This is a genomic window from Lichenifustis flavocetrariae (assembly GCF_026130545.1).
GTDB classification, from domain to species: Bacteria; Pseudomonadota; Alphaproteobacteria; order Rhizobiales; family Beijerinckiaceae; genus Lichenihabitans; species Lichenihabitans flavocetrariae.
The window spans coordinates 126,069-151,247 of the sequence record NZ_JAMOIM010000010.1; the positions used below are offsets into that span (position 1 = coordinate 126,069).

The 25,179-nt window shown below is 64.6% G+C and carries 25 protein-coding genes and 1 other annotated feature; of the genes, 16 read left to right on the forward strand and 9 right to left on the reverse strand.

What is annotated here, in order from left to right; translation table 11 throughout:
* Positions 1-38: 38 nt before the first annotated feature.
* From M8523_RS16290 to M8523_RS16300, 3 genes are all read left to right on the forward strand, one after another.
* Positions 39-545, forward strand: a complete 507-nt coding sequence (locus tag M8523_RS16290) for a bleomycin resistance protein (RefSeq protein WP_282585943.1) — start codon at positions 39-41, stop codon at positions 543-545.
* 115 nt (positions 546-660) lie between these two features.
* Positions 661-1,839, forward strand: a complete 1,179-nt coding sequence (gene hemW, locus M8523_RS16295; protein ID WP_282585944.1) for a radical SAM family heme chaperone HemW — start codon at positions 661-663, stop codon at positions 1,837-1,839.
* A 166-nt stretch (positions 1,840-2,005) separates the two neighbouring features.
* Positions 2,006-2,893: a LysR family transcriptional regulator gene (locus M8523_RS16300; protein WP_282585945.1), complete on the forward strand. Its 888-nt coding sequence runs from the start codon at positions 2,006-2,008 to the stop codon at positions 2,891-2,893.
* A gap of 36 nt (positions 2,894-2,929) precedes the next feature.
* On the opposite strand, the gene M8523_RS16305 is transcribed toward M8523_RS16300, so the two are convergent.
* Positions 2,930-4,150: a penicillin-binding protein activator gene (locus M8523_RS16305; protein ID WP_282585946.1), complete on the reverse strand. Its 1,221-nt coding sequence runs from the start codon at positions 4,148-4,150 to the stop codon at positions 2,930-2,932.
* A gap of 199 nt (positions 4,151-4,349) precedes the next feature.
* Here M8523_RS16305 and rsmI point away from each other — a divergent pair, with 199 nt between their 5' ends.
* From rsmI to M8523_RS16325, 4 genes are all read left to right on the forward strand, one after another.
* Positions 4,350-5,300 (forward strand): 16S rRNA (cytidine(1402)-2'-O)-methyltransferase, encoded by a 951-nt coding sequence (rsmI, locus tag M8523_RS16310; protein ID WP_282585947.1) that lies wholly within the window; start codon positions 4,350-4,352, stop codon positions 5,298-5,300.
* On the forward strand, positions 5,290-5,670 hold the full coding sequence (locus tag M8523_RS16315) for a YraN family protein (RefSeq protein WP_282585948.1): 381 nt from the start codon (positions 5,290-5,292) through the stop codon (positions 5,668-5,670). The genes rsmI and M8523_RS16315 overlap by 11 nt, the downstream gene beginning before the upstream one ends.
* A 141-nt stretch (positions 5,671-5,811) precedes the next feature.
* The gene (locus M8523_RS16320; RefSeq protein WP_282585949.1) at positions 5,812-6,090 is read left to right on the forward strand and encodes a hypothetical protein; all 279 of its coding nucleotides are present in this window, start codon (positions 5,812-5,814) and stop codon (positions 6,088-6,090) included.
* A 157-nt stretch (positions 6,091-6,247) separates the two neighbouring features.
* A complete protein-coding gene (locus M8523_RS16325) occupies positions 6,248-6,772 on the forward strand; it encodes a MarR family winged helix-turn-helix transcriptional regulator (protein WP_282585950.1) in 525 nt (174 codons plus the stop codon).
* A gap of 126 nt (positions 6,773-6,898) precedes the next feature.
* Here the strand turns inward: M8523_RS16325 and ettA are convergent, their stop codons facing one another.
* Entirely contained in the window at positions 6,899-8,551 is a 1,653-nt protein-coding gene (gene ettA / locus M8523_RS16330) for an energy-dependent translational throttle protein EttA (RefSeq protein WP_282585951.1), read from the reverse strand.
* Positions 8,552-8,742: 191 nt separating this feature from the next.
* Between ettA and M8523_RS16335 the strand changes: the two genes are divergently transcribed.
* The 4 genes from M8523_RS16335 to trxA all read left to right on the forward strand — a co-directional run bounded on the left by M8523_RS16335 (position 8,743) and on the right by trxA (position 13,223).
* Positions 8,743-10,737, forward strand: a complete 1,995-nt coding sequence (locus tag M8523_RS16335; protein WP_282585952.1) for a P-loop NTPase fold protein — start codon at positions 8,743-8,745, stop codon at positions 10,735-10,737.
* Between the two features lie 28 nt (positions 10,738-10,765).
* Complete coding sequence (locus tag M8523_RS16340; RefSeq protein WP_282585953.1) at positions 10,766-11,476, forward strand: dihydrofolate reductase family protein; 711 nt, start codon at positions 10,766-10,768, stop codon at positions 11,474-11,476.
* A 438-nt stretch (positions 11,477-11,914) separates the two neighbouring features.
* Positions 11,915-12,781 (forward strand): non-homologous end joining protein Ku, encoded by an 867-nt coding sequence (gene ku / locus M8523_RS16345; RefSeq protein WP_282585954.1) that lies wholly within the window; start codon positions 11,915-11,917, stop codon positions 12,779-12,781.
* 106 nt (positions 12,782-12,887) lie between these two features.
* Positions 12,888-13,223, forward strand: coding sequence for a thioredoxin (gene trxA, locus M8523_RS16350; protein WP_282585955.1), 336 nt, complete (start codon positions 12,888-12,890; stop codon positions 13,221-13,223).
* Between the two features lie 52 nt (positions 13,224-13,275).
* Here trxA and M8523_RS16355 read toward each other — a convergent pair whose 3' ends face one another.
* The gene (locus M8523_RS16355) at positions 13,276-14,172 is read right to left on the reverse strand and encodes a bestrophin family protein (protein WP_282585956.1); all 897 of its coding nucleotides are present in this window, start codon (positions 14,170-14,172) and stop codon (positions 13,276-13,278) included.
* A gap of 4 nt (positions 14,173-14,176) precedes the next feature.
* Entirely contained in the window at positions 14,177-14,866 is a 690-nt protein-coding gene (locus M8523_RS16360; protein ID WP_282585957.1) for a carbonic anhydrase, read from the reverse strand.
* 169 nt (positions 14,867-15,035) lie between these two features.
* Here M8523_RS16360 and M8523_RS16365 point away from each other — a divergent pair, with 169 nt between their 5' ends.
* Positions 15,036-15,503, forward strand: a complete 468-nt coding sequence (locus M8523_RS16365; RefSeq protein ID WP_282585958.1) for a YbaK/EbsC family protein — start codon at positions 15,036-15,038, stop codon at positions 15,501-15,503.
* 3 nt (positions 15,504-15,506) lie between these two features.
* Here the strand turns inward: M8523_RS16365 and ybaK are convergent, their stop codons facing one another.
* Positions 15,507-15,980, reverse strand: coding sequence for a Cys-tRNA(Pro) deacylase (gene ybaK / locus M8523_RS16370; RefSeq protein ID WP_282585959.1), 474 nt, complete (start codon positions 15,978-15,980; stop codon positions 15,507-15,509).
* Between the two features lie 51 nt (positions 15,981-16,031).
* Positions 16,032-18,728, reverse strand: coding sequence for an aconitate hydratase AcnA (gene acnA / locus M8523_RS16375; RefSeq protein ID WP_282585960.1), 2,697 nt, complete (start codon positions 18,726-18,728; stop codon positions 16,032-16,034).
* A gap of 113 nt (positions 18,729-18,841) precedes the next feature.
* Between acnA and ccmA the strand changes: the two genes are divergently transcribed.
* On the forward strand, positions 18,842-19,459 hold the full coding sequence (gene ccmA, locus M8523_RS16380) for a heme ABC exporter ATP-binding protein CcmA (protein ID WP_282585961.1): 618 nt from the start codon (positions 18,842-18,844) through the stop codon (positions 19,457-19,459).
* Complete coding sequence (gene ccmB / locus M8523_RS16385; protein ID WP_282585962.1) at positions 19,456-20,127, forward strand: heme exporter protein CcmB; 672 nt, start codon at positions 19,456-19,458, stop codon at positions 20,125-20,127. Before ccmA ends, ccmB begins: the two co-directional genes overlap by 4 nt.
* A 20-nt stretch (positions 20,128-20,147) precedes the next feature.
* On the opposite strand, the gene M8523_RS16390 is transcribed toward ccmB, so the two are convergent.
* The 3 genes from M8523_RS16390 to M8523_RS16400 all read right to left on the reverse strand — a co-directional run bounded on the left by M8523_RS16390 (position 20,148) and on the right by M8523_RS16400 (position 22,911).
* Entirely contained in the window at positions 20,148-20,390 is a 243-nt protein-coding gene (locus tag M8523_RS16390) for a hypothetical protein (protein ID WP_282585963.1), read from the reverse strand.
* A 135-nt stretch (positions 20,391-20,525) separates the two neighbouring features.
* Complete coding sequence (locus tag M8523_RS16395) at positions 20,526-21,992, reverse strand: SulP family inorganic anion transporter (RefSeq protein WP_282585964.1); 1,467 nt, start codon at positions 21,990-21,992, stop codon at positions 20,526-20,528.
* Between the two features lie 66 nt (positions 21,993-22,058).
* Positions 22,059-22,114, reverse strand: a sequence feature (sul1 is cis-regulatory element that is thought to sense ions involved in sulfur or methionine metabolism; They are found in Alphaproteobacteria).
* A 527-nt stretch (positions 22,115-22,641) separates the two neighbouring features.
* Positions 22,642-22,911: an FGGY family carbohydrate kinase gene (locus M8523_RS16400; protein WP_282585965.1), complete on the reverse strand. Its 270-nt coding sequence runs from the start codon at positions 22,909-22,911 to the stop codon at positions 22,642-22,644.
* A gap of 172 nt (positions 22,912-23,083) precedes the next feature.
* Between M8523_RS16400 and M8523_RS16405 the strand changes: the two genes are divergently transcribed.
* On the forward strand, positions 23,084-23,956 hold the full coding sequence (locus tag M8523_RS16405) for a creatininase family protein (RefSeq protein WP_282585966.1): 873 nt from the start codon (positions 23,084-23,086) through the stop codon (positions 23,954-23,956).
* A gap of 20 nt (positions 23,957-23,976) precedes the next feature.
* On the forward strand, positions 23,977-25,149 hold the full coding sequence (locus M8523_RS16410; protein WP_282585967.1) for a YVTN family beta-propeller repeat protein: 1,173 nt from the start codon (positions 23,977-23,979) through the stop codon (positions 25,147-25,149).
* The last annotated feature ends 30 nt before the right edge of the window (positions 25,150-25,179 follow it).

The window sequence follows — 25,179 nt, forward strand, 5'->3', positions numbered from 1 at the left end:
GGCGCGTCGGTCTTGCCTCGTCCGAGTGAGTTCGCGTCATGTCAGAACACCCTCCGATTTCGAGCCCCAGCGCACGCGCGACATCGCCCGGAACCGGCGCGCCTCCAAAGACTGGCTTCGCGACCCTCGTTCCTGAACTCGCAGTCACCGACATCGAGGTGAGCCTTGCCTTCTGGTGTGGTCCCCTCGGATTCAGGGTCGCCTACGACCGTCCTCTCGCCCGTTTCGCCTACCTCGAACGAGGGCCGGCGCAGATCATGTTGTGTGAGATGAACGGTCGATGGGAGACGGGCGAAGCGGTGCGCCCCTTCGGCCGAGGCATCAATCTGCAGATCGAGGTGGATCGGCTGGATGCGCTATTGAACGCACTCGAAACGGCGGGATGCCCGCTCTTCGAGACCCCGGCCGAGGCTTGGTATCGAGCCGGCAGCGTCGAACTGGGGCAGCGCGAGTTTCTGGTCCAGGATCCGGACGGTTACCTGTTGCGGTTCATCGAGGGCCTCGGCACGCGTTCGGTCGAGAGCGAGCGCTCGGACCCGGTGTAGGTGCCGTCGCAGAGCGCTGGGGATGAATGCGATGCCACACCTCGCGAAAGTGGTGCCTCCCACCCATTAACCCGCCATTTACCATGTCTTCACCGCCGTGGCATAAGCCTAGCCCATGGCTCCCACCTTTCTCGGCTCCAACAGCGGTGACCCCGGTTTCGGGGTCTATGTCCATTGGCCCTTCTGTCTCTCCAAATGTCCCTATTGCGACTTCAACAGCCACGTCCGCCAGACGCCGATCGACGAAGGGCGCTTTCTCCAGGCGTTCCGGACCGAACTGGCGCACCGCGCCCGCATCGCGCCCCGCCGCATCGTCTCTTCCGTGTTCTTCGGCGGCGGCACCCCCTCGCTGATGAAGCCCGCGACGGTCGGGGCGATCCTCAATGCGATCGCGGCGCATTGGCCTTTCGCGCATGATGTCGAGGTGACGCTCGAAGCCAACCCCACGAGCGTCGAGGCGGAACGCTTCCGCGGATACCGGGACGCCGGCGTCAATCGCGTGTCGCTCGGCGTGCAGGCCATGAACGACACCGACCTCAAGGCGCTCGGTCGGTTGCACACGGCCGCCGAGGCCATGCAGGCGGTAGGCATCGCGCAATCGATCTTCGACCGTTATTCCTTCGACCTCATCTATGCCCGGCCGTTCCAGTCGCCGAGCGCCTGGAAGTTGGAACTCGCCGAGGCGATCGATCGCGCGGCCGAGCACCTGTCGCTCTATCAGCTGACCATCGAGGCCGACACGATGTTCGAGAAGCTCCACCGGGCCGGCAAGCTGACGGTCCCGGACGCCGATCAAGCCCGCGCGCTGTGGGACGTCACCCAGGAAGTGACGAGCCTCCACGGTCTGCCGGCCTATGAGATCTCCAACCACGCCCGTCCGGGGGCCGAGTCGCGCCACAACCTGATCTATTGGCGCTATGGGGAATATGCCGGCGTCGGTCCCGGGGCCCATGGCCGGCTCCGCACTCAGGCGGGCCAACGTCGCGCGCATTCGACCGAGCGGCATCCCGAAATGTGGCTGACGGTGGTGGAGGGCGAAGGGCACGGGCTCGTCACCGACGATCCACTGTCCCGCGAGGAACAGGGCGACGAATTTCTCGTGATGGGGCTCCGGTTGACCGAGGGCATCGACCCGCGCCGCTACACGGAACTCTCCGGCCGCAGGCTCAACGACGCGACGATCGACGACCTCGTCGAGCAAGGCATGGTGGCTCGCACCCGCGACGGCCGCCTGCGCGTGACGCAGGAGGGTTTCCCGGTGCTCGACATGGTCGTGGCCGAATTGGCCTCTTGAGGCGAGGGGGTCCTAGAACGGGCTCCGTCTATATCGCCCCCGCGTAGATCGGAGTCGTAGTTTCGGCCGCCGCCCCGTGGTTCTCAAATGCGATGGATTTCGACGCGTTAAATCGAATTGTGCGGTACTCCGACGACCAACCACAATCTGTCCGGATAGCAGCACAATGCGCCCCGATCTGGCCGATCTCGATGCCTTTGCGGCGGTGGCCCGCGCCCGCAGCTTTCGCGGCGCGGCGGCGCTTAGAGGCGTCTCGGCGTCGGCGCTGAGCGATGCCATCCGCCGCCTGGAATTGCGACTTGGCTTGCGCCTCTTGAACAGGACGACACGGAGCGTCACCCCGACGGAAGCCGGGCAGCGACTTCTCGAGCGGCTCGGCCCCGCCCTCGAGGCGCTCCTGGGCGCTGTCGATGCCGTGAACGACTTTCGAGAAAGTCCGACCGGCACACTGAGACTCAACGTGCCGACGATCGTGGCGAGGCGTGTCCTGCCGCCTATCGCGACGCGATTCCTCGCCGCTCACCCGGGTGTGACCCTGGACGTGACCACGAACGACGCCCTCATCGACGTGCTCGCAGCCGGCTTCGATGCCGGTATCCGCTATGACGAACGGATCGAGCGCGACATGATCGCCGTGCCGATCGGGCCGCGCCGCCAACGCTATGTGAGCGCGGCCGCGCCTTCCTACATCGCGGCGCGGGGTCGGCCGTCGCATCCAGGCGACCTTCTCGATCACGCCTGTATCCGTCATCGCTTCGCCAGCGGCGTCATCGTCGCATGGGAATTCGAACGGAACGGCGAAGTCGTGCGACTCACGCCCGACGGGCCTCTTGTGGCCTCGACCTTCGATCTCGAAATCGCCGCGGCCCTGGCGGGACTCGGCATCATCTTCACGTTCGAGGATTTTCTCGGCCCGGCTCTCGCGGACGGCAGTCTGGAGCCCATTCTGGAGGATTGGTGGCAGAGCTTTTCGGGCCCCTTCCTGTATTATCCGAGCCGCACCCACATGCCGGGGCCGCTCCGGGCCTTCGTGGATTTCATCAAGGCCGGCTGACGGCCCCCCGCCAGCCCGATGCCGAACCTGTACAGCCTATTGCGTCGATGCGGTCGCCGAGAAGGTGCGGGGCGCCGGACTGACGGTGGTCGCGGCACCATTGTTGATCTGCAAGACCGCAAGGCCGCGCTCATTCAGCCCGTCGGGTCGGAATCGGAACACGCCGTCGGCTCCATTAAAGCCCGAACTGTTGGTGAGAATATTCTCGTTGAACCGGCTCGCACCCTGGGTGCGGGTCAGAGCAGCCACCAACGAGACGGAATCATAGGCCAGGGTCGCGATACGGGTCGGATCCGCCCCGTATTTGGCACGGTAGCGGCCCGCGAAGGCATTGAATCCGGTGTTCTCTGGAGTCGCGAACCATGCGCCCTGCAGGGCGGGAAGCTTCAGCACGCGGGCGTCGTTCCAAACCCCGGTTCCCAGGATTTGGACCTTGTGACTGTCGATCCCGTTCGCCGTGAGGGCCTGGGCGACACCCGCCATGGCATCGGCCTGTTCGGGTATGAACAGAGCGTCGATGCGCGGCAGGTCGCCGGCGATTCGCTGCACGGCGGCGGCGGACTGGCCGGGCGTGTAGCGCTCGATCGCCTCGACCCGCACGCCACGCTTGGCCGCCGCGGCCTGGAACTCCGCCAGGGCGACATTGCCATAATCATTCTCGGGCACCAGGGCCGCAAAGGATTTCTTGCCCTGCTGGGCCGCGTAGTCGACGATCCGGTCGACGTAGTTCTCGATCAGGAACGACAGGAGATAGACGCCGTTCGAAGCCGCGCTCGTGTCGGTCGAATAGCCGATGACCGGACGGCCGGCGCCCTTCGCGACCCGCGCGGCTTCACGCACGCTGTTGGCAAAGAGCGGCCCGAGGATCAGTTCGGCGCCTTCGTTGACGGCCGCCTGCGTGGCGTCACGCGCGCCGTCGGGCGTGCCGCGATCGTCCTTCACCAAAATCGTCAGGTCGTTCGAGCCCGATTCCGTATAGGCGAGTTCGGCCGCATTGCGTAACGCCGTCCCGACCCCGCTCGATGCCCCGTTCTGCGTCAGAGGCAGGATGAGCGCCACTTTGGTGGGGCCGCTTCCGATGCTGGTTGACGCCGCCGGCGTCAGAGACTTCGACTGCACCGGCGCGAGAGGAGCCGCCATCATGGCTTCGTTGGGTCCGGCGGGCGGGCCGCCGACCCCGATCTGGCTGCACCCAGCCAGCATCGCCGCGAAGCCGAGCGCAGACCCGACCGTCTTCAGTCTCTTCGCCGTCGCCATGCCGATCCCTCGTCGCCTGTCCCGCCGCAACCGGGCCGGCCTCTGCCATATGCACATGGCGCTATTTATGGAAAGAGCACTCATCCGGCAAACACAAGGTGCTGGATAGATGGCGACCGTGTCGAATGAGAACCTCTCTTGTTCTTTTCAACACTACAAGCGTCCGATATAAAGAACGATCTGAAGATCTGGAGAGCCTATGACCAGGAGCGGCGACGAGCAGGGTACCTCCGGTCCGCGACCCGCCGGCGCAAGTTTCACAGCCCTCGGTCTTCGCGCCGAAGCGGAAACCTTGACGCCGGGCCTCCATGTCGTCGCGACCCCGATCGGCAATCTGGGTGACATCTCGTTTCGGGCGGTGGCGACCCTGGCGGCGGCCGACACGATCATCGCCGAGGACACCCGCGTCACGAAAGTTCTGCTCGCCCATTACGGGATCGCGACGCCGCTCGTGACCTATCACGAGCATAATGCGGCCGTGATGCGCCCGCATCTCCTGGCGCGGCTGAAGGCCGGTGCGGCTCTGGCGCTCGTGTCGGACGCCGGGACGCCGCTCGTGTCCGACCCAGGCTACAAGCTCGTCTCCGAAGCGCTGGCCGAGCATATTCCGGTGATCCCGATCCCGGGTGCGTCGGCCGTGCTGGCCGCCCTGGTGGTCGCAGGGCTGCCCACCGACCGCTTCTTCTTCGAAGGCTTCCTGCCGCCCAAGAGCGCCGCCCGACGCGCTCGCATCGCGGTTCTCGCTGCTGTCCCCGGCACGCTCGTGTTCTTCGAATCCGGGCGGCGGATCACCGAAACCTTGGCCGACCTCGCGGCCGTGCTCGGCCCGCGGCAAGCCGCGATCGCCCGGGAATTGACCAAACATTATGAGACGGTCCGGCGCGGCCCGCTGCCCGAGCTTGCCGCGACCTTGGCCACAGAAGACCCGCCCAAGGGGGAAATCGTGCTCCTGGTCGGGCCTCCCGACACAGAGATCAGCGAGCTGACTCCCGAGGAACTCGACGTCAAGCTTCGTGCCGCCCTGGAACGTCTGGCCGTCAAGGACGCTTCCGCCGTCGTGGCCGCCGAAACAGGCCTGCCACGCCGTCAGATCTATGCACGAGCCGTGGAACTGACCGCCGAGCGGCGTGGCCGGCTGAATGAGGACTGACCCGAGCCGTCGGCGGCAGCAAACCTATCTTGCGGGTCACCGGGCGGAACGGTTTGCCTTGATCTGGCTGGCCCTCCGCGGCTACCGCATCCTGGCCCGCCGCTATCAGGTCCACGGCGGCGAAATCGACCTGGTCGTGCGGCGCGGGGCAACGGTGGCCTTTGTCGAGGTCAAGGCGCGGCCGACGCGGGACGAAGCCCTCCAGGTCCTCACGGAGGCCAAGCGCCGCCGCATCGAGCGCGCGGCAGCCGTCTGGCTTTCACGCAACCCTTGGGCATCAGCCTCCGTGTTGCGCGGCGACGCCGTTGTGATCGCCTCGCGTCGATTGCCCCTGCATATTGAAGCCGCATTCGAGTTGCGGATCGGCTGAGCAGGAACGGGCTTGCAGCGAGCCGGACTGCGCAACGGCATAGGTGACCGATGCGCCACCTTAGATCGTTCACATGCAAGTGATTTGCATACGTATCAATCGGCCATATATACCTCTGGCATCGAAAGTCGGAGGACAGATATGCGTGCAACGAATGGAATTTCAGTCTTGGCCGCTTTGATCGCCGGCGTGGCGATTGTGGGCGCGGCAACGACCGCGAATGCGGAAACGGCTCGGAAAGTGTCGTCCGCGACCAATGCTCAGTATCAGGCGCGTTACGACTACGTGCCGGCCACGCAACCCCAGGTCGCCCGGCCCCAGGCTGTTACCCAGCCGCAAGCCGATACGGCATCTGACAACTCGGCACCGGACAAGGACATCTACTTCTACCATGCCATGGGCACGATGAGCCGGCCCTGACGCCAAGCTCTAAATATTCGTCAAACTCCAAGTAGTTTATTGGCAGCCGCCACTTTCGTGGTCCTGGCTGCCTTTTTTTTATCGAACGCCTGCACATCGAGGATAGGTTCGCACTCGGCGCTTGAAGCGTTGTCCCCGCTCTGTGATATGGGTTGGCATGAGCGATCCGGTGGCGACCCGCCCCTTCATCATGGCCAGCATGGTCCAAGCGAGCCGCAAATGGCGAAAACTCGCCCAGGTGGCCTTGGCCGTGCATGGCATCTCACAGGCGCGCGCCTCGGCCCTCGTGTGGGTCCACCGCCTGGGCGGAGGTGTCCGCCAGGTCGTGCTCGCGAGCTATATCGGCATCGAAGGAACATCTCTGGTCCGACTACTGGACGAACTGAGTTCCGCCGGCTTGGTCCTCCGCAAGGATGATCCCAGCGACAGGCGTGCCAAGACCATCTGGCTGACCCAGGAAGGCGAGCGTCTCGCCGAGGAGGTCGAAACGGTTTTGAGGGACCTCAGAGAGCGTGTGCTCGACGGTATCGACATCGGAGACGTCGATGCGACCCTTAGGGTCTGCGGCGCCATTGAACGATCGGCCGCCCTGGCCTGCAGCGGTTCACTGTCGATCCTGGACGGAAACGTTCTCGTCACCGAGGGGACGATTGGATCAGCCGACCCCAAGATAGATGACTGACGTTCTTGAAAGCCCGCGGAAGTAGGTCGGCCCATCCAGGGCTCAGACGCACATCCGCGGCTTGAACCTGAGCCGCCTCGGCGAGCCCTCGGACAGGATAACCTGAACCGAGGGGGCTTTACGACTTCAACGCGCGAATTTCTTGTACTTCATCCGATGCGGGATCAAGGCATCCACCCCGAGGCGGCGCTTCTTGTCTTCCTCGTAATCGGCGAAGTTGCCTTCGAACCACTCCACATGACTGTCTCCCTCGAAGGCCAGCATGTGCGTGGCGATGCGGTCGAGAAAGAAGCGATCATGGCTGATGATCACGGCGCAGCCAGCATAGTCCGTGAGAGCCGTCTCGAGCGCCCGCAGCGTCTCGACGTCGAGGTCGTTGGTGGGCTCGTCGAGCAGCAGCAGATTGGCGCCCGACTTTAGCATCTTGGCGAGATGCACCCGGTTGCGCTCGCCGCCCGAAAGCGAACCGACCTTCTTCTGCTGGTCCGGTCCTTTAAAGTTGAAGGACCCGCAATAGGCGCGCGAGTTGATCTCCCGCTTGCCGAGATAGATGATTTCGGCGCCGCCGGAGATTTCTTCCCAGACGTTCTTGTTGCCGTCCAGCGTGTCGCGGCTCTGATCGACGTAGCCGAGTTGCACCGTCTCGCCGACCGTGATCGTGCCGGCGTCGGGTTTCTCCTGACCGGTGATCATGCGGAACAGCGTGGTCTTGCCGGCCCCGTTCGGGCCGATGACGCCGACGATTCCGCCCGGCGGGAGCTTGAACGTCAGATTGTCGATCAGGAGCTTGTCGCCGAAGGCTTTGGACAGGCCCTCGAACTCGACCACCTTGTTACCAAGCTTCTCGGCCACCGGGATGACGATCTGAGTGGCCGACGGGGCCTTGTCGTTCTGCTTGGCTACAAGATCGTCATAGCGCTGGATGCGGGCCTTGGACTTGGATTGCCGGGCCTTCGGCGAGGAGGAGATCCACTCGCTTTCCGCCTCGATGGCGCGCTGGCGCGATTCGTCTTCGCTGCGCTCCTGGGAGAGCCGCTTCTGCTTCTGCTTCAGCCAGGCCGAATAATTGCCCTGGTAGGGAATGCCCCGCCCACGGTCGAGCTCCAGAATCCAGCTCGTCAGATTGTCGAGGAAGTATCGGTCATGGGTCACGGTCAGGATCGCGCCCGGATAGGTGCGCAAGTGGCCTTCGAGCCAATTCACCGTTTCGGCGTCGAGATGGTTGGTGGGCTCGTCGAGCAGCAGCATCTCGGGCTTGTCGAGGAGCAGCCGGCACAGGGCCACGCGGCGGCGCTCGCCGCCGGACAGCTTGCTGACCTCCCAGTCGTCCGGTGGACATCCGAGCGCTTCCATGGCCTGCTCGACCTGAGAATCGAGATCCCACAGGCCTTGCGCCTCGATCTCGTCCTGCAGGGCCGTCATCTCGTCCGCGGTCTCGTCCGAATAATTCATGGCGAGTTCGTTGTAGCGGTCGAGGATCGCCTGTTTCTTGGCGACGCCCTTCATGACGTTGCCGCGCACGTTCACCGTCTCGTCGAGTTGCGGTTCCTGCGGCAGGTAGCCGACCCGGGCTCCCTCAGCGACGAAACCCTCGCCGGTATATTCGGTATCGATCCCGGCCATGATGCGCAGCAGCGTCGACTTGCCGGCGCCGTTGATGCCGAGCACGCCGATCTTGGCATCGGGGTAGAAAGAGAGATGGACATTGTCCAACACCTTCTTGCCGGTCGAGTAGGTCTTGGTCAGACCCTGCATGTGATAAACGAATTGGGCCGCCATGGACGGAGCGCTCGCTGCGTTGCGAAAAGTTCGGGATTGCCCGATGAGGTAGCAGGCCGGGCGGCCGACGACAAGACGAAGCGGGAAAAGCGGCCACTTCGCCCGATCATCGCCATGGATAGATGATTCATCCCGGAGCCGGCTCGTGCGGCGCTGCCGTTGCGAACCGACCAGGTCGATTGGAGAAACATGTGAGCGTGACGGACAAGGCCCTCAAGGTCGTGGTGGAACGGCCGGCATCCCCTCCGGTTTCGGCGGTGCCTTCAATGCCCGCCGCCGTGTTCACGTCGGACGATACTCCCGGTACGCCAGCCTCGGCGCATCGCGCACAGGCCGCATTTCTGGCCGAACTCGCCTTGCATCAGGCGGTGGCGACCCCGCTCTGCGTCGGCTTGTTCGGCCCGGCGGGGGCGGGCAAGACCACCCTGCTCGCCTCGACGCTTCAGGCCACCGAGACATTGGGCCGCGCCGCCGACGCGGTCGGGCTCGCAACCCCGTTCCTGGGCGACGCCACGACGCTGCGGATCAGCGTCGAGCCGGGCCTGGACCCTTCGACAGCCATTCTGCAGCAGGCCTTTGCGGGATTATCGGGCGCCTACCCTGATCTCGTCAGCGCGGCCGGCGAAGCCAGTCACGACCCGCGGGCGGCGGCACGCGATGCCGGCGACCGTCTGAACGAGGCCCGGCACAGGCTCGACGACGAGCGCCGCAAGCTCGACGAACTGTCGGCACGCCAGGCACGACTCATGGAGAGCGTGCTGTTCGAGGCGGCGGGATCGCGCATCGACAGCTATGCCCGGCTCAATCGGGGCCGGATCGACCGCAGCCTGCGGCGGTTCGGCTTCCAGGGCGATACGGCCGTCACCTACAAGGAACTGGTTCGCGATGCGGCCGAGCCGGGCGTTGGCCGAGGCTTAGGTTGGTTGAGCGCGTTTTGGGCGTACCGCGGCCAGACGCGGCTGATCGTCGTGGCCGTTGCCTTCTTGGTACTGTCGTGGCTGCTCGGGCTTCTGATGGCCGATCAGGACAGTTGGATCGCGTCGCTGCGGTCGAGCAACGACCGCATGGGCCCGATCGCCGATTGGCTTGCCGCGCATGGCCATTGGCTCGCGCCCCTGCAGCAGACCGCCGCCCTTGCGGGCCTGGCGGCTCTGGCGATCAACATCGTGCGAGGGATGCGCTTCATTCAGCCGGTGGCGCGCGGCGCGGCGCTGCTGCGCAGCGACATCGAAGGCCGTCGCCGCGACCTCGACGGACTCGTGGCGCATCAGGCGCGGCGCGTGGATACTCTGGCGCGTGATGTGGAGACCGCCAGCGCGCGCGCGGCCGAGGCCGAGAACCGCCTTGCGGCCATCTCCGTCGAACCGACGCCGCAGATGCTGTTCGCCCCGGAGGGCAGCCGATCGGGGTCAAGTTCGCGGCACGCGGCCGCGACTTTCTTTGCGGCACTGTCGCAGGCCATCGGTCGTCGCGGGCGGGAGCGTACGGGAACCGGTGCCCCGGCCCGGCTCGTGGTCGGGCTCGACGGCTTTGAGCGTGTGACAGGCCGCGAGGCGGCGGCCTTTCTCGATACGGCCCATCAGCTCCTGGCGCATCCCGGCATCGTGACGTTTCTGGCCGCCGATCGGGCTCAGCTCGCCTCCGGCCTGGCCGAGACCGATCCCGCGCTCGCCACCGCGACCCTCAACCGGATCGTGCAGGTTCCGGTCGCGGTAGGGGGTGAAGAGGGCCCCTGCCCCGACGCGCGTCACCTCGTGCAGTCGCTGCTGAAGCCCGCCGCCGCCCCAAGCCAGGCCGGACCTGACGTGGCGGCCGAGGAACCCGACGCCGGACGCTCGGCGTTCGACCGGGCCTGGCTTCCCAAGGAATCGGCGCTGCTCGAAGCCTTGGCTCCCTTCGCGGGATCATCGCCGCGCGCCGTGAAGCGCTATGTCAATCTCTACCGTGTCGCCCGGGCCGATCCCGGCATGGTCGAGGCGAATATTCACGAACTCGCCGCCCTGGCGCTCGGCCTCGCGCTGCAAAGCGGCGGCGGCTTACCGCCCGCCTCGCTGTTGACGAGCGGATCGCTGAATGGCGAGGTCCAGGCGGCCCGGCATGCCGCCGCCACCGCGCTCGGCGTCGCGCTCGACCTCACCCGCGATGGGCGCGGCCTCGAGACGGCACGACGCTACGGGGCAGTTTGAAGCACATCTTCGGCAGAGCAGATTGGCCATGACATCCGATAGCGAAGACAGGCCCCGCGTCATCGTGCATATGGCGAGTTCGGTGGATGGGCGGATCCAGTCCCGCCGTTGGGGCGGGATCGAGGTCGGCTCGCTCTACGAGGAGGTACATGCCAGCCTGAACGGCGACGCCTGGATGTGCGGGCGCATCACGATGCAGGGCTATACACGCGGGCAGCCGACCGACGATAGCGATCCGACGCCGGTGCCGCGGGTCAGCCATATCGTCAATCGGGCCGCCCCTGGCTACGCGATCGCGCTCGATTTCGGGGGCCGCCTGCACTGGGGCGCCCGCAATGCGATCGACGGGGATCACGTCGTTGTCGTGCTGTCAGAAACCGTCTCGGATGCGCATCTCAACGCCCTGCGGGCGTCTGGCGTCTCCTATATTTTCGGCGGCCGCGACACGATCGACCTCGCTATGGCGCTGAAGACGCTGCGCCGTGAGTTCGGAATCCGTCGATTGCTGGTCGAGGGCGGGGGTAAAATCAACGGCTCGTTCCTCGCGGCCGGTCTTGTGGACGAACTGAACCTGCTCCTCGCCCCGGCCGTCGATGGCGGCAGCGGCGTGCCGGCCCTCTTCGATCATGAGGGGCAGACCACACCAGGAATCAGGCTGAAGCTGCGGAACTGCGAAGCGCTGGACAATGGCTTCGTTCGTCTTCGTTACGACGTGATCAGAGACGTTGACGCGCCGTAGCTTGATCGGCGTGCGAACATCCGGGTGGACCGTTATCGCGATTCCCGCCAAACATGAAGCCCGTGCGGCCATGCGCAACGACACCCCGTCCGGGGCTTCAACAGGGACGCCAGTCCATTAAGACACCCACACCCCGGGAGCTCAAGAACCGCTCTATGATGAAGCACGCTGAACATGCAAGTTCGGTACGGAGGTCATACCTATCCAGCGTGCTTCACGATAAAGCGGGCCGAGCCGCGTTGCCGCCATGCCCTAATAGCATAGACTTGACGGGCGCCAAAGTGGTCGATGCTCGGATTTTCCAGTATTCCACCCGAAATCGATGTTTTGGCAGACGTTTGCTTTGCAGCATTATTTGAGCACGGAGCCCAGAGCCCTGTCGGCGGCCGGGAACCAGCGCATCACGATATCGTTGAGTCGCGATCGAGGAGGGATGTGATGGCACCGCGCGCCGTATGGAAGGGCTCCCTGAGGGTTGGCGAGCTCCAATGCCCCGTCTCCCTGTACACGGCGGTGTCGACATCGGATCGCATTGCTTTCCACACGCTGAACCGCAAGACGGGTCACCGTGTGCATCGGGAATTTATCGACAGCGAAACCGGAAAGCCGGTTCCGCCGGCCGATCAGGTCAAGGGCTACGACACCGGCGCCGGGCAGACGATCATGATCGAGCCGGAGGAGATCGCGGCCGCCATCCCGGACAATGACAAGACGCTTGCGATCCGGACCTTCGTGGCCTGTCAGTCGATCGATACGGTTTATTTCGACCGTCCGTACTACCTGACCCCGAGCGATCCGGTCGGAGCACCTGTCTTCGCGCTGCTGCTGGACGGCCTGAAGGCCAAGAAAGCGGCCGCCATTGCCTCGGCGATCCTGTTTCGCCGGGTCCGCACCGTGCTGATCCGCGCGCATGACGACGGCCTCATCGCGACGCTCCTCAAATTCGACTACGAGGTCAGGTCGGCCGAAGACGCCTTCGACTCCATCCCGGAGGTCAAGATTGAAGATGAGATGATCGAGCTCGCGCGCCACATCATCAAGACCAAGATGGGGAGCTTCGATCCGAAAGCCTTCGACGACCGCTACGAGGAAGCCGTGGCGGACCTCGTGCGGGCGAAAATCGAGGGCCGTCCTCTCAAGGCACGGCCGGCGCCTGTTCCGAGCAAGGCTTCGGATTTGCTCTCAGCGCTGCGGGAAAGCGCCAAAGCGGCGGACAAGACGAAACCGGCGTCGCGAAGCCGCCGGGCGCCGGCCAAACGGGCCGCCTCTTCGGACAAATCAGCCTCGCACCGCAAGGCTTCGTGAAAGCGACATGTTCCGGGTCGAGGCTTCCTTGACGCGGTTCGATGGCAGTCTTACCTCTGATGGGAAGAAGAGCCCATTCCGCGGCTCTGGTTGAGCGAGGTTCATCATGGCCGATGCGAATAGCGCGACCATCAAGGTTACGGACGCAAGCTTCAGCGAGGACGTTCTCAAATCCGCTGAGCCCGTGGTTGTCGATCTTTGGGCTGAATGGTGCGGCCCGTGCCGCATGATCGCGCCGGCCCTCGAGGAAATCGCGGGCGAGATGAAGGGCAAGATCAAGGTCGCCAAGCTCAACATCGACGAGAATCCCAACATCACGACCCAATATGGCGTTCAGTCGATCCCGACGCTGCTCCTGTTCAAGGACGGCCAGGTCGCTTCGAAAAAGGTCGGCGCGGCCCCGAAGGGCGAGCTTCAGCGCTGGATCACATCCGCGATCTGAATTGAGGATGTAGATGGAATAGCCCGGTCTCGTGCCGGGCTTTTTCTTGGCGTCAGGTCAGAACGCCGAAGACGGGGCGAAGCGGCGCGGGCCGATTTTCGTCGCCGAGCGTATGTTTCAAGTCGATTTCGATCGTGCGTGTGATGGCCGTCATAGGGATCTCATGCGCCGACCGGGTGAACGGGTCTTCGAGATGCCGTCCCGACATGTCGAGCGTCAGGAACATCAGGCCGATCGCGGCCGAGCCAAGCGGCGTGAGGAAATTGAGTTCCGGCACGAAACCGAACGGCAGCAGCACGCAGTAGATCGACACGAACACGCCCGGCAGGGCCGCATATTGTCGTGGCATAGGCGTGTTACGGATGCGCTCCAGGCCGCCCTGCGCGTTCGACAGATCGCTCATGATCGTGTTCAGCGCCGACGCCTCGATGGAATCGATGCGGTTCGCCCGCAATTCCTCGCCAATCATCTCCGCCATGCGGGTGTGAATCGCGAAAGGGATATTCGCGGCAGATCTGACGACGTCGAGATCGTCTTCCGCAAGGAAGCGGACGAGCTTGCGCGGAACGTCCTCACGTCGGAGCGACAGCCTCAGCGCATGCACGAAGGCGATCTGATGCTGGATGATCCGATGGCGTGCCGGTTGCGATTCCGGATTGGTCATCATCGCCGAGAGTGAGCGCGCAAGGCTGCGCGAGTGGTTGACCACGGCGCCCCACAGCGTTCGCGCCTCCCACCACCGCGCATAGGCGGTGTTGTTGCGCAGACCCAGAAAGACGGCCAGTCCTGTGCCGAGCAGCGGCAGCGGGATCGAATTGGGCGTGATCCACGTCCATCCAAACCCGACATAGGCGATCGTCACGAGAAGATCGAGGACGAAGAAGACCGCGAGGGGACGCCAAGTCTCCCGAACGACTTCCTCAACTCTGAGGTTTGAACGAACCAGCATCCGCTCAGGCAACCTCGGCCGGCGTCAGATCATGCAGCGGAACGAAGCGCTTTGTCTCGACATCGTAGGCGCGCACGTCGCCACCCTTGATGCCGTAGACCCAGCCATGCAAGGCGATCCGATCCGTGGCGAGGGCCGCGGCGACGGACGGATGCGTTTCGAGGTGCTGCAGCTGGGTGATGACATTCTGCTCGACGAGCGCCTGAACCTTGTCATCGCCCTCCAAATCCCCTCGCGTGGCCTCCACCACCGTGCGGGCGGCTTCCGCGTTGCGCAACCATGAGCGCACGGTCGGCATGGCATCGAGCGCGCTGTCATGAACGTGCAGCAGGCCCTTCATGGCGCCGCAGTCGGAATGGCCGCAGATCACGATGTTCTTCACCTTCAACGCCATGACGGCATATTCGATAACAGCCGACACGCCCCCGAGCATCTCGCCATAGGTCGGCACGATGTTGCCGATGTTGCGGCAGACGAACAGTTCTCCGGGCTCGGTCTGGGTCAGCATTTCGGGGACGACGCGACTGTCGGCGCAGGTAATGAAGAGTGTGCCGGGGCTTTGGCCCTCGGCGAGCTTCTCGAAATGCTCGCGCTGCTCGGGAAAGACTTTTTCGCGGAATTCGCGCACGCCATCGAAAAGCTTTTCCGCGGCATGGTTGCCGCTGGGGCGGGAACGACCGGTCGAGATTGGCATTCAACACTCCTGCTGCGTTTGTCGCAATGCACAATAGCGAAGTTTGAGGTGCGGTTGCGTCACCCATACAATCCTGGCCGAGATTTAATCCCCGGAATACCAGTTGCGCGCATCAATTGGTCGTCGATTCGTGGTTGCCGATGCGCCGCCGGCACGCGACAAAGACGGGATGAGCCTCGAATCCGTCCGCAGTTTTCTCGCCGAAAGGGCGCCCGACCTCCGCATCCTCATGTCCGAGAGCAGCAGCGCCACCGTGGCGCTGGCCGCCGAAGCCCATGGGGTCGAACCGGCCCGTATCGCCAAGACCCTGTCGCTCCGGGTCGGCAACGATGTGGTCCTGCTGGTCACGCGCGGCGATGCGCGGCTCGACAATAAAAAGGTCAAGGCCGCGTTCGGCGCAAAGCCGCGGCTGCTCGGACCCGACGAGGTCGTGGCCCTCACCGGGCATCCGGTCGGCGGCGTATGTCCCTTCGGGCTGGCGACGCCGCTCCCGGTTTACTGCGACCTGTCCCTCAAGGACTTCGACGAGGTCGTGCCCGCAGCGGGCGCCATCAACAGCGCCGTCCGCATCACACCCGACCGGATGGCGTCGCTGACGGGCGCCATCTGGGTGGATGTCTGCCAGACGACGTCTTGATGGTCAGGCCACGATCGGCGCGACTTTGGCGTCGAGCACGGTTTTGGCCTCGCCAGGGGAGAGCCGCACCTGAAGGCCGCGTTGGCCGCCGTTGATGAAGACATGCGGTTCGCTCAAGGCGCCTTCCTCGATCGCGGTCGGGACACGCTTGCGCTGGCCGAAGGGACTGATGCCTCCGACCTTGTAGCCGGTGAGGCGCTCCGCATCGGCCGGCTTCATCATGGCGCCGGCCTTGCCGCCGAACGCGGCCGCGAGCTTCTTCATGCTGACCTCCCGGTCGCAGGGCACGATCACGCAGACCGGCTTGCCGTCCACCGTCGCCATGAGGGTTTTCAACACGCATCGCGGATCGGCGCCGATCGCCTCGGCGGCTTGAAGCCCGATCCGCTCGGCATCGGGGTCGTAGTCGTAATTCACGAGGGTGAAGGCGACGCCGGCTTTGGTCAGGGCGAGCGTCGCGGGCGTGGTCTTGGACATCGGTACCTTTGACCCTTCTCCCGTTCACACGGGAGAAGGAATTGCATCATCTTACGCCGCGAGGCTGCGCAACACGTAAGGCAGGATGCCACCGTTGTTGAAGTAGTCGAGCTCGTCCATCGTATCGATCCGGCAGATGAGCGGGACCCGGTCCTGGCGGCCGTCGCCATGGGTGATCACGGCCTCCATTTCGAGGCGCGGCTTCAACCCGGACGAAAGCCCGGCGATCGAGACCGTCTCGCCACCCTTGAGGTCGAGCTTGGCCCACGTCATGCCGTCCACAAAGGTCAAGGGCAGCACACCCATGCCGACCAGGTTCGAGCGGTGGATGCGCTCGAAGCTTTCGGTGATCACGGCCCGCACACCGAGCAGCCGCGTGCCTTTCGCGGCCCAGTCGCGCGACGAGCCGGTGCCGTATTCCTTGCCGGCGAAGATCACCAGCGGCACGCCTTCCTGCTTGTACAGCATGGCGGCGTCATAGATCGGCAGCGCCTCGCCGGACGGAAAGTGCTTGGTCATGCCGCCTTCGACACCCGGCAGCATCTGGTTCTTGATGCGGATGTTGGCGAAGGTGCCGCGCATCATCACCTCGTGATTGCCGCGCCGGGTGCCGTACTGGTTGAAGTCGGCCGGACGCACCTGATGTTCGAGCAGGTATTTGCCGGCCGGCGAGGCCGCCTTGATGGAACCGGCCGGGGAAATGTGGTCGGTCGTGATCGAATCGCCGAGCAGTGCCAGGATGTGGGCGTTTTCGATATCGGCGATCGGCAGGGGCGCTTTGGTGAGGCCCTCGAAATAGGGCGGGTTCTGGACGTAGGTCGAGCCCGGCATCCAGCGATAGGTTTCGCCCCCCTCGCGCTCCACCGTCTGCCAGTGCTTGTCACCCTGGAACACGTTGCCGTAGCGGTTGTGAAACACTTCCTTGGTGACGGATTTCTTGTGCAGGCTTTCGACCTCCTCCTTCGAGGGCCAGATGTCGCGCAGATAGACGGGCTGGCCATCGGACCCGATCCCAAGCGGCTCAGTGGTGAGGTCGACGTTCATCGATCCGGCCAGGGCGTAGGCGACGACGAGCGGCGGCGAGGCGAGATAGTTCGCCTTGACGTCCGGGTTGACGCGCCCTTCGAAATTGCGGTTTCCGGAGATCACGGCGGCGGCCACGATGTCGTGATCGTTGATGGCTGTCGAGATCGGCGCCGGCAGCGGCCCCGAATTGCCGATGCAGGTCATGCAGCCATAGCCCGTCAGGTTGAAACCGAGCGCGTCGAGGTCGGCCTGCAGGCCGGACTTTTCGAGATATTCACCCACCACTTGGCTGCCGGGCGACAGCGAGGTCTTTACCCACGGCTTGGTCTTCAGGCCCTTGGCGACAGCCTTGCGGGCCAGCAGACCGGCACCCATCATGACGTTCGGGTTCGAAGTGTTGGTGCAGGACGTGATGGCGGCGATGACGACATCGCCGTGGCCGAGGTCGAAGTTGCTCTCCTCGACCTTGAACCGCTCCTCGCTCTTCCCGGGCTTCTTGAATTCCTTTTCAAGCGAGACGTGAAAACCGTTCTTGGCCGATTCCAGCGTCACCCGGTCCTGCGGTCGCTTCGGGCCGGCGAGGGAGGGCACGACGTCGCCGAGGTCGAGGTCGAGGGTCTCGGTGAACATCGGGTCCGGGCTCTCAGCGAGTCGGAACATGCCTTGCGCCTCCGCATAGGCTTTCACCAGCGCGATGCGGGCGGGATCGCGATTCGAGGCGTCGAGATAGTTGAGCGTCTCGCCATCCACGGGGAAGAAGCCGCAGGTCGCGCCATATTCGGGCGCCATGTTGGAGATCGTGGCGCGGTCGGCGAGCGACAGCGCATCGAGGCCGGGGCCGAAGAATTCGACGAACTTGTTCACGACGCCGAGCTTACGCAGCATCTGGGTGACGGTCAGCACGAGGTCGGTCGCGGTGCGGCCTTCCTTGAGCTTCCCGGTCAGCTTGAAGCCGACCACCTGCGGCAGCAACATGGAGAGCGGCTGGCCCAGCATGCAGGCTTCCGCCTCGATGCCGCCGACGCCCCAGCCGAGCACGGCAAGGCCGTTGACCATGGTGGTGTGCGAATCGGTACCGACCAGCGTGTCCGGATACGCGACCGTGATTTTGCCGTCGTAGCTATCTTCCTCGCGGGTCCAGACCGTCTGGGACAGGTATTCGAGATTGACCTGGTGGCAGATGCCGGTGCCCGGCGGCACGACGCGGAAGTTATTGAAGGCGCCCTGCCCCCAGCGCAGGAACTTGTAGCGCTCCCCGTTGCGCTGGTATTCGAGCGCGACATTGTCGTCGAAGGCCTTGGGGGTGCCGAATTCGTCGACGATGACCGAGTGATCGATCACGAGATCGACGGGCACCAGCGGATTGATCTTCTCGACCGGGCCGCCGATTTTGGCCATGGCGTCGCGCATGGCCGCGAGATCGACCACGGCCGGCACGCCGGTGAAATCCTGCATCAACACACGGGCCGGCCGGAAGGCGATTTCCTTCTCGTCCTTGCCCTGGCTCGACAGCCAGTTCACGAAGAAGCCGATATGCTCCTTCGTCACCGTTCGCCCATCCTCGTTACGCAGCAGGTTCTCGAGCAGCACCTTCATCGAATAGGGCAGCTTGGAAATCCCTTCGAGCCCGTTCTTTTCCGCTTCGACGATCGAGAAATACGTATAGGTGGTATCTCCCACCTGAAGCGTCTTGCGGGATTTAAAACTGTCGTGCGAGGTCATGGCGTCCCTGACTCGTTCCGGTAAGGCGAGGTTGGCTACTTATAGATGATTCCAAACTAGACCGATAACAGAGCGGTCTGCAGTGGATTTTTTGCATAGCGGGAGAGTTTTGGGTGCGGAGCGTCGAAGGCCTGACGGTCAGCGGATTGTCCGTCGAACGAAGCGGCCGTCGCTTGTTCGCGAATCTGTCCTTCGCGGTCCCGGCCGGAACTGCCCTGGCCGTGATGGGCGAGAACGGCATCGGCAAATCGAGCCTGCTGCGGACGATCGCGGGCCTGCTGCCCAAGCAGCAGGGCGAGGTCGGTCTGCGCCTCGGCCGGGACGACGATGCTGCGCCTTTGGGCGAACGCGCACATTATCTCGGACATTCCAACGGATTGAAGGCCGGGCTGACGGCGTTCGACAACCTGGAATTTCAACGGCGATGGGCGATGGGCGACGGACTCCCGCCAGCCGCCGCTCTCGCGGCCGTCGGGCTCAGCCATTGCGCCGAATTCCCGGCGGGACTTCTCTCGGCCGGACAGAAGCGGCGCATCGCGCTTGCGTCCCTTTTGACCGCGCATCGCCCGCTCTGGCTCCTCGACGAGCCCGCGACCGCGCTCGACCAACCATCGGAGACACTTCTGGTCGGCTTGTTGGAGGCCCATCTCGCCCGCGGCGGCTTGGCCGTCATGGCGCTGCATGCCCCCTTGGCACTCGCCACCACCGTGCTGCGGCTCGGCCGATCGTGATCGCGCCCCTGGTGGCCCTGTTCGGGCGTGAGATCGCGGTCGCGCGCCGGGTCGGCAGCGGCGGGTTGACGGGCGTCATGTTCTTTTTGGCCCTCATCACCATCGTGCCCTTCGCGGTCGGGCCGGATCTCACGCTCCTGCGCCGCATCGGACCCGCCATCCTGTGGATCGCGGCGCTGCTCGCGACCTTGCTCGGGCTCGACCGGCTGTTCCAGGCCGATCACGACGACGGGAGCCTCGATCAACTGCGCATGAGCGCCGTCCCGCTCGAACTGGTGGTGATCGTCAAATGCGCGGCGCACTGGTGCACCACCGGGCTGCCACTGGTGATCGCGGCGCCCATCTTCGGCCTCACCTTCGCGCTCGACGGCACGGCCTTGGCCAGCGTGGTCGCAACCCTGCTGGTCGGCACACCCGCTTTGACGTTGCTCGGGGCGATCGGCGCCGCGCTCACCGCAAGCTTTCGGCGCGGCGGCCTGCTGCTGGCCGTAATCACGGTGCCGCTCGCGATTCCCGTGCTGATCTTCGGCGTGTCGGCCGCCGCGGCGAGCAGTACCGGCCCGGTGCCGTTCCTGACGCCATTCCTGGTGCTCTGCGGACTGAGCCTCTTTACGCTCGCGGGCGCCCCCTTCGCGGCCGCGGCCGCGTTGCGGCTCACGAGTGAGTAGAGCCCCTCACTCAAGCCCGTTCAAAGGTTTCGCGGCCTCGGCTCGATCCGCTCCGCCGGCTCGAATTGCGCGGCCGGTACGTTGAAGGCCACCAGGTTGACCGGTGGCTGAAACCGCACGTGCATCTTCACGCTCTCCTGGCCGGCCGACAGCGATCCTTTCCGAATGACGCTACTCACGATCCCGATCGCCTCGGCCAGCTCGGGATGCTGCCGCCGAAGCGGGGCATCGGACTTGAGACGAACACGTTCTCCCTCGATCATGGCGCAGGCTCCGACTCGCTTTTTGTTCACTTTTTGTTCTAGTTCAAACATGCAAGAGAGTCGAGTCCGGCCTTGCAGGTGCGTCCGCCAAGGGGGCACCGAAAGCCCCGTCGGACGTAGGCCCGGCAGGCCGTCTCAGGAGCCGCCGAGCGCCGCCGCCTTGTCGAGCCGCTCGATCAATGTCGAACTGGCGGCGTTCGCCCCCGCCACCTCGATGGCGATGCCATGTGCTCTGAACCGCTGGACCACCTTGTCCAAGGCCGCCACGGCCGTGATGTCCCAAAAATGCGCCTCCGACACGTCGATCAGCACGCTCTTGCCGACAGCCTCACGCACATCGAACCCATCGACGAAGATGTCCGCGGAGGCGAAGAACACCTGACCTGACACCCGATAGGTCAGGCGCTTGGCTGCGAGATCGGCCTCGGTCTCGATGCGCAGCAAGCCCGCGACCTTGAAGGCGAAGAAGACCCCACTCAGGAGAACGCCCACGGTGACGCCGAGCGCCAGGTTCGAAGTCGCGACCGTTACCAGCACCGTCGCCAGCATAACGACGCTCGACATCTTCGGATGCGCCACAAGGGTGCGGAGCGATGACCAGTCAAACGTGTCGATCGACACCATGACCATGATGGCGACGAGGGCGGCGACGGGAACCTGCGACACCCACGGTTTGAGCGCCACCATGAGGATCAGCAGGAAGGCGCCCGCGAACAGGGTCGAGAGCCGGCCTCGGCCGCCGTATTTCACGTTGCTGACGGTCTGGCCGATCATGCCGCAACCGGCTATGCCGCCGAACAGGCTCGCCGCGATGTTGGCGAGACCGAGGCCCGTGCATTCGCGGTTCTTCGAACTGGGCGTGTCGGTGAGATCGTCGACGACGCTGGCGGTCATCAGCGATTCCAGCAGGCCCACCATGGCGATCGCCAAGGCCGGTGCGGCGATGATGTGGAGGGTTTCGAAAGTCGGCGGAACGGTCGGCCATGCGAAGAGCGGCAGTGCGTCCGGCAGTCGACCGAGATCCGCCACGGTCCTGACCGGCAGGTGCAAGACGACCGAGGCTGCCGTGAGGATGACGATGCAGATCAACGGCGAGGGAATCGCGGTCGTCACGCGGGTCACCATGTAGATCAGCGCCAGTCCGGCCGCCAGCACCGCATAGGTGATCCAGCCGCCGCCGATGACCTGCGGGACCTGTGCCGAGAAGATCAGGATGGCGAGTGCGTTGACGAAGCCGGTGCGCACCGACTTCGACACGAAGCGCATCAGGACGCCCATGCGGAACAGGCCGAACAGGATCTGCAGGGCGCCGGCCAGCACGCCCGCCGCCAGGAGGTAAGGCAGGCCATGCGAATGGACGAGCGGCGCGGCCACCAGGGCGACCGATCCGGCCGCCGCCGAGATCATCGCCGGACGTCCCCCCGCAAAGGCGATCACGATGCCGATCACGAAGGAGGCGAACAGGCCGACCTGGGGATCGACGCCGGCCGCGAACGAGAAGGCGATCACTTCGGGGATGAGGGCAAAGGTGGCGACGGCGCCGGCGAGCATCTCGCGCACAGGACGGCGGAACCATTCCTGACGAATGGAGGCAAAAGTCATGGGGGTCGTGGGTCTCGCAATCAGGAGCCAGAGCCGGAGGATGACCGGCGTTACAGGCGAGTGATGCGTTGTTCGGCGGATCGGCGGCCGAAATAGCCACCCGGAATTGCACCGGGTCCAGTCGGGTGACTGCTCATAACGTCGATGGCCGTCGCGATGCAAGAGCCGACTTGGCCGTCGCCGGTGCTCAGAAGTGCTCAGAATGACCTGACGAACACCAGCAGCACTCGTTATCGTCGAACCCGCATGTTGGTCGAACACCCACGCCCATTTTCGCATATCAGCCTTGCGAAAGGCAGCACGCCGTGCTTTAAGGACCGCCTAAGAAAAAAGAGCCGCCTGCGTTACCACAAGCGGCCCAAGTCTAGGGAGGAAACGCCCAAGAAGGGCATGCGACCGAAGTCGCAGTGGGACAGTGCTCGCACCCTGCACAAATGTCCAGCCCCTCTTGGGGCTTTTTTGGTGTGGCCTGTCCTGAGTCTCATTTGAGTGACAGATGGGACGTGTGACGGAATGCTCGGCTGGGGCTCCAATGCGAGCGTCCATCCATCCTGACTGCTAGAAGGCCGGCCGTGATGGTGCCAAGACGCGCCAGATCGACATTCTGTGACTCAGGCCACCTGCTCCTCGGCCCGGCGGTCCATCCAGATCAGGCACGGATCCAGCGGTTCGATGTCGGCATCGATCGGAATGCCGGAGCCGCCGTAAAGGCTGGAGATTCAAACCCCCGCACGTCGGACGGCGTCAGATGGCGCGCCACCTCGGACAAGCAGGCTTCGACCGCCTCCACCCAGACATTCGGGTGCTGTTCGGCCCAGTTCGGGCGCGTAGGCCCGTGTCGCCTGAGCAGAATAGTGCCGTCCCGTCCAACCAGCACGGCCTTGGTGCTTTGCGTACCCATATCGACCCCGATGACCACGTCCTCCGTTCATCGTTTTTCTTGCGTCCGGTGAATCTGCGGCAGCCGATCCACGGAACCTGGCGAGCGGCTCTCTTCCCGCCTCCGTGCTGGTGTTCCGGTTCGGTCTATCGCATTCACACGTGCGAAGGCTCGCCCGAGCCGAACCTGGAACCGATCACGAATGAGTGCCATGTCGGAAGCATGCAGGCGAGCGATTGATTTGATCGGCCTTGGCCCTACCCCACGCGGACGGCGGCTTCCGGCAATCGCGCTTCTGCTTGTTTCGGCTCTCGTCGCGCCCGCACGCGCCCAGGCTCCGGACAGCGTGTGGTTGGAAGATCTGACCTGGACGGAACTTCGCGACCAGATCCGTGCCGGCACCACCACCGTCATCATTCCGGTCGGCGGCGTGGAACAGAGCGGCCCCGCTTTGGCTCTCGGCAAACACGATGCGCGGGCCAGGGTGCTGGCCGAGGCGATCGCGCGGCGGCTCGGCCACACTTTGGTGGCGCCCGTGGTCGCCTATGTGCCCGAAGGCGGGGTTGAACCACCGACGTCCCACATGCGTTTCCCCGGCACGATCACGGTTCCGGACGACGCCTTCCGCAAGACGATCGAATCGGCTGCGGCGAGCTTCAAGCTGCATGGTTTCAAGGATGTGGTGTTGATCGGGGAACACGGGAGTTATCAGAGTGACCTTGGCGCCGTCGCCGAAGCCCTCAACCGCCGTTGGGCCGCCACGCCCGCGAGAGCCCACTTCATCCCGGACTATTATCGAGGCGCGACGACGGATTTCTCCCTCATCCTCAAACAGCATGGGTATTCGGCCGCGGAGATCGGCACCCATGCGGGGGTTGCCGACACGTCGCTGACGATGGCGGTGGCGCCCTCCATGGTGCGCACCGGCGCCCTCAAAGCCGCCGCCGATCTCGACGCGGTGAACGGCGTCTACGGCGACCCGCGGCGTTCAAACGCCGCGATGGGCCAGTTGGCCATCGAGGCGATCGTCACCCGGACCGTTGCGGCCATCAAGGTCGCCATCACGCGCACCAGCCATCCATGATCACGACGCGGGATCGTTCTTTGCGACGACTTTTTCTTGGTGTGGCCCTCGCCGCCTCGGCTTGCGTGGGCGTGGGTCAACTGGCATGCGCGCAAGCCTTTCAGCCGGCTGACATCGGAGAATGGCGCCGGTCACGCGAGGTGGCCATCCCCCCGGCCAATGTCTATGCCCACAGCACGGCCGGTCAGCTCAGCGCGGCCGTGAAGGGGGTCCCGGAGCGGGTCTACGTTCCCAACGTCGCCTCGCGCGATGTCTATGTCATCGATCCGGGCACCATGAAGGTCATCGACCATTATGGAGTGGGCCGTGGGCCCCAGCACATCGTGCCATCCTGGGACTTGAAGACCCTCTGGGTGACCGGCAGCGCGGAAAGCCATTCGGCCTGGGGCAGCCTCGCCAGCATCGACCCGCAGACCGGCAAAGTGTCCCGGATGCTGCCGATGGAGGACGCCTACAACATGTATTTCACGCCGGATGGCTCGGCCGCGATCGTCGTCGCGGAGTCCCGGCGCCGTTTGGAGTTTCGTGATCCGCAAACGATGACGATGCAGAATTCGCTGACGATCCCGGAATGTAGCGGCATCAACCATGCGGATTTCGGGGCCGATGGCCGGACGGCGATCTTCACCTGCGAGTTCGCCGGGAGCCTCGCCCGCATCGACATCGGCGAGCGGAAGCTGCTCGGCATTCTCAAGCTGTCTCGGGGCGGCATGCCGCAGGACATCCGCATCTCACCGGACGGCCGCGTGTTCTATGTGGCGAACATGATGACGGATGGCGTGAGCCTGATCGACGCCGACAGCTTTCAGGAAATCGGCTTCATCCCCACCGGTCCCGGTGCCCACGGCCTCTACCCGAGCCGGGACGGCACCAAGCTCTATGTCTGCAATCGCGGATCGCACGCGGTTAGCGGAGCGCCGCATGGTCCGGGCAGCGTGTCCGTGATCGACTTCGCGACCCGCAAGGTCGAGGCGACGTGGCCGGTGCCCGACGGCGGCAGCCCGGACATGGGCAATGTCAGCGCCGACGGAAGGCACCTCTGGGTGTCCGGGCGCTTCGATGACGTGGTCTATGCGTTCGACACGACAACCGGTGCCGTCACCAAGATCCCGGTCGGACACACGCCGCATGGACTGACCATCTGGCCGCAACCCGGCCGCTATTCGCTTGGCCATACGGGGGTCATGCGATGAGCCGAATGACCGGATCAGTGGATACTCCGA

Excerpts from the sequence above, each read along its gene's own strand:
- M8523_RS16290 (WP_282585943.1), top strand. The coding sequence starts at position 39 with ATGTCAGAACACCCTCCGATTTCGAGCCCCAGCGCACGCGCGACATCG.
- hemW (WP_282585944.1), top strand. The coding sequence starts at position 661 with ATGGCTCCCACCTTTCTCGGCTCCAACAGCGGTGACCCCGGTTTCGGG.
- M8523_RS16300 (WP_282585945.1), top strand. The coding sequence starts at position 2,006 with ATGCGCCCCGATCTGGCCGATCTCGATGCCTTTGCGGCGGTGGCCCGC.
- M8523_RS16305 (WP_282585946.1), bottom strand. The coding sequence starts at position 4,150 with ATGGCGACGGCGAAGAGACTGAAGACGGTCGGGTCTGCGCTCGGCTTC.
- rsmI (WP_282585947.1), top strand. The coding sequence starts at position 4,350 with ATGACCAGGAGCGGCGACGAGCAGGGTACCTCCGGTCCGCGACCCGCC.
- M8523_RS16315 (WP_282585948.1), top strand. The coding sequence starts at position 5,290 with ATGAGGACTGACCCGAGCCGTCGGCGGCAGCAAACCTATCTTGCGGGT.
- M8523_RS16320 (WP_282585949.1), top strand. The coding sequence starts at position 5,812 with ATGCGTGCAACGAATGGAATTTCAGTCTTGGCCGCTTTGATCGCCGGC.
- M8523_RS16325 (WP_282585950.1), top strand. The coding sequence starts at position 6,248 with ATGAGCGATCCGGTGGCGACCCGCCCCTTCATCATGGCCAGCATGGTC.
- ettA (WP_282585951.1), bottom strand. The coding sequence starts at position 8,551 with ATGGCGGCCCAATTCGTTTATCACATGCAGGGTCTGACCAAGACCTAC.
- M8523_RS16340 (WP_282585953.1), top strand. The coding sequence starts at position 10,766 with ATGACATCCGATAGCGAAGACAGGCCCCGCGTCATCGTGCATATGGCG.
- ku (WP_282585954.1), top strand. The coding sequence starts at position 11,915 with ATGGCACCGCGCGCCGTATGGAAGGGCTCCCTGAGGGTTGGCGAGCTC.
- trxA (WP_282585955.1), top strand. The coding sequence starts at position 12,888 with ATGGCCGATGCGAATAGCGCGACCATCAAGGTTACGGACGCAAGCTTC.
- M8523_RS16355 (WP_282585956.1), bottom strand. The coding sequence starts at position 14,172 with ATGCTGGTTCGTTCAAACCTCAGAGTTGAGGAAGTCGTTCGGGAGACT.
- M8523_RS16360 (WP_282585957.1), bottom strand. The coding sequence starts at position 14,866 with ATGCCAATCTCGACCGGTCGTTCCCGCCCCAGCGGCAACCATGCCGCG.
- M8523_RS16365 (WP_282585958.1), top strand. The coding sequence starts at position 15,036 with ATGAGCCTCGAATCCGTCCGCAGTTTTCTCGCCGAAAGGGCGCCCGAC.
- ybaK (WP_282585959.1), bottom strand. The coding sequence starts at position 15,980 with ATGTCCAAGACCACGCCCGCGACGCTCGCCCTGACCAAAGCCGGCGTC.
- acnA (WP_282585960.1), bottom strand. The coding sequence starts at position 18,728 with ATGACCTCGCACGACAGTTTTAAATCCCGCAAGACGCTTCAGGTGGGA.
- M8523_RS16390 (WP_282585963.1), bottom strand. The coding sequence starts at position 20,390 with ATGATCGAGGGAGAACGTGTTCGTCTCAAGTCCGATGCCCCGCTTCGG.
- M8523_RS16395 (WP_282585964.1), bottom strand. The coding sequence starts at position 21,992 with ATGACTTTTGCCTCCATTCGTCAGGAATGGTTCCGCCGTCCTGTGCGC.
- M8523_RS16405 (WP_282585966.1), top strand. The coding sequence starts at position 23,084 with ATGTCGGAAGCATGCAGGCGAGCGATTGATTTGATCGGCCTTGGCCCT.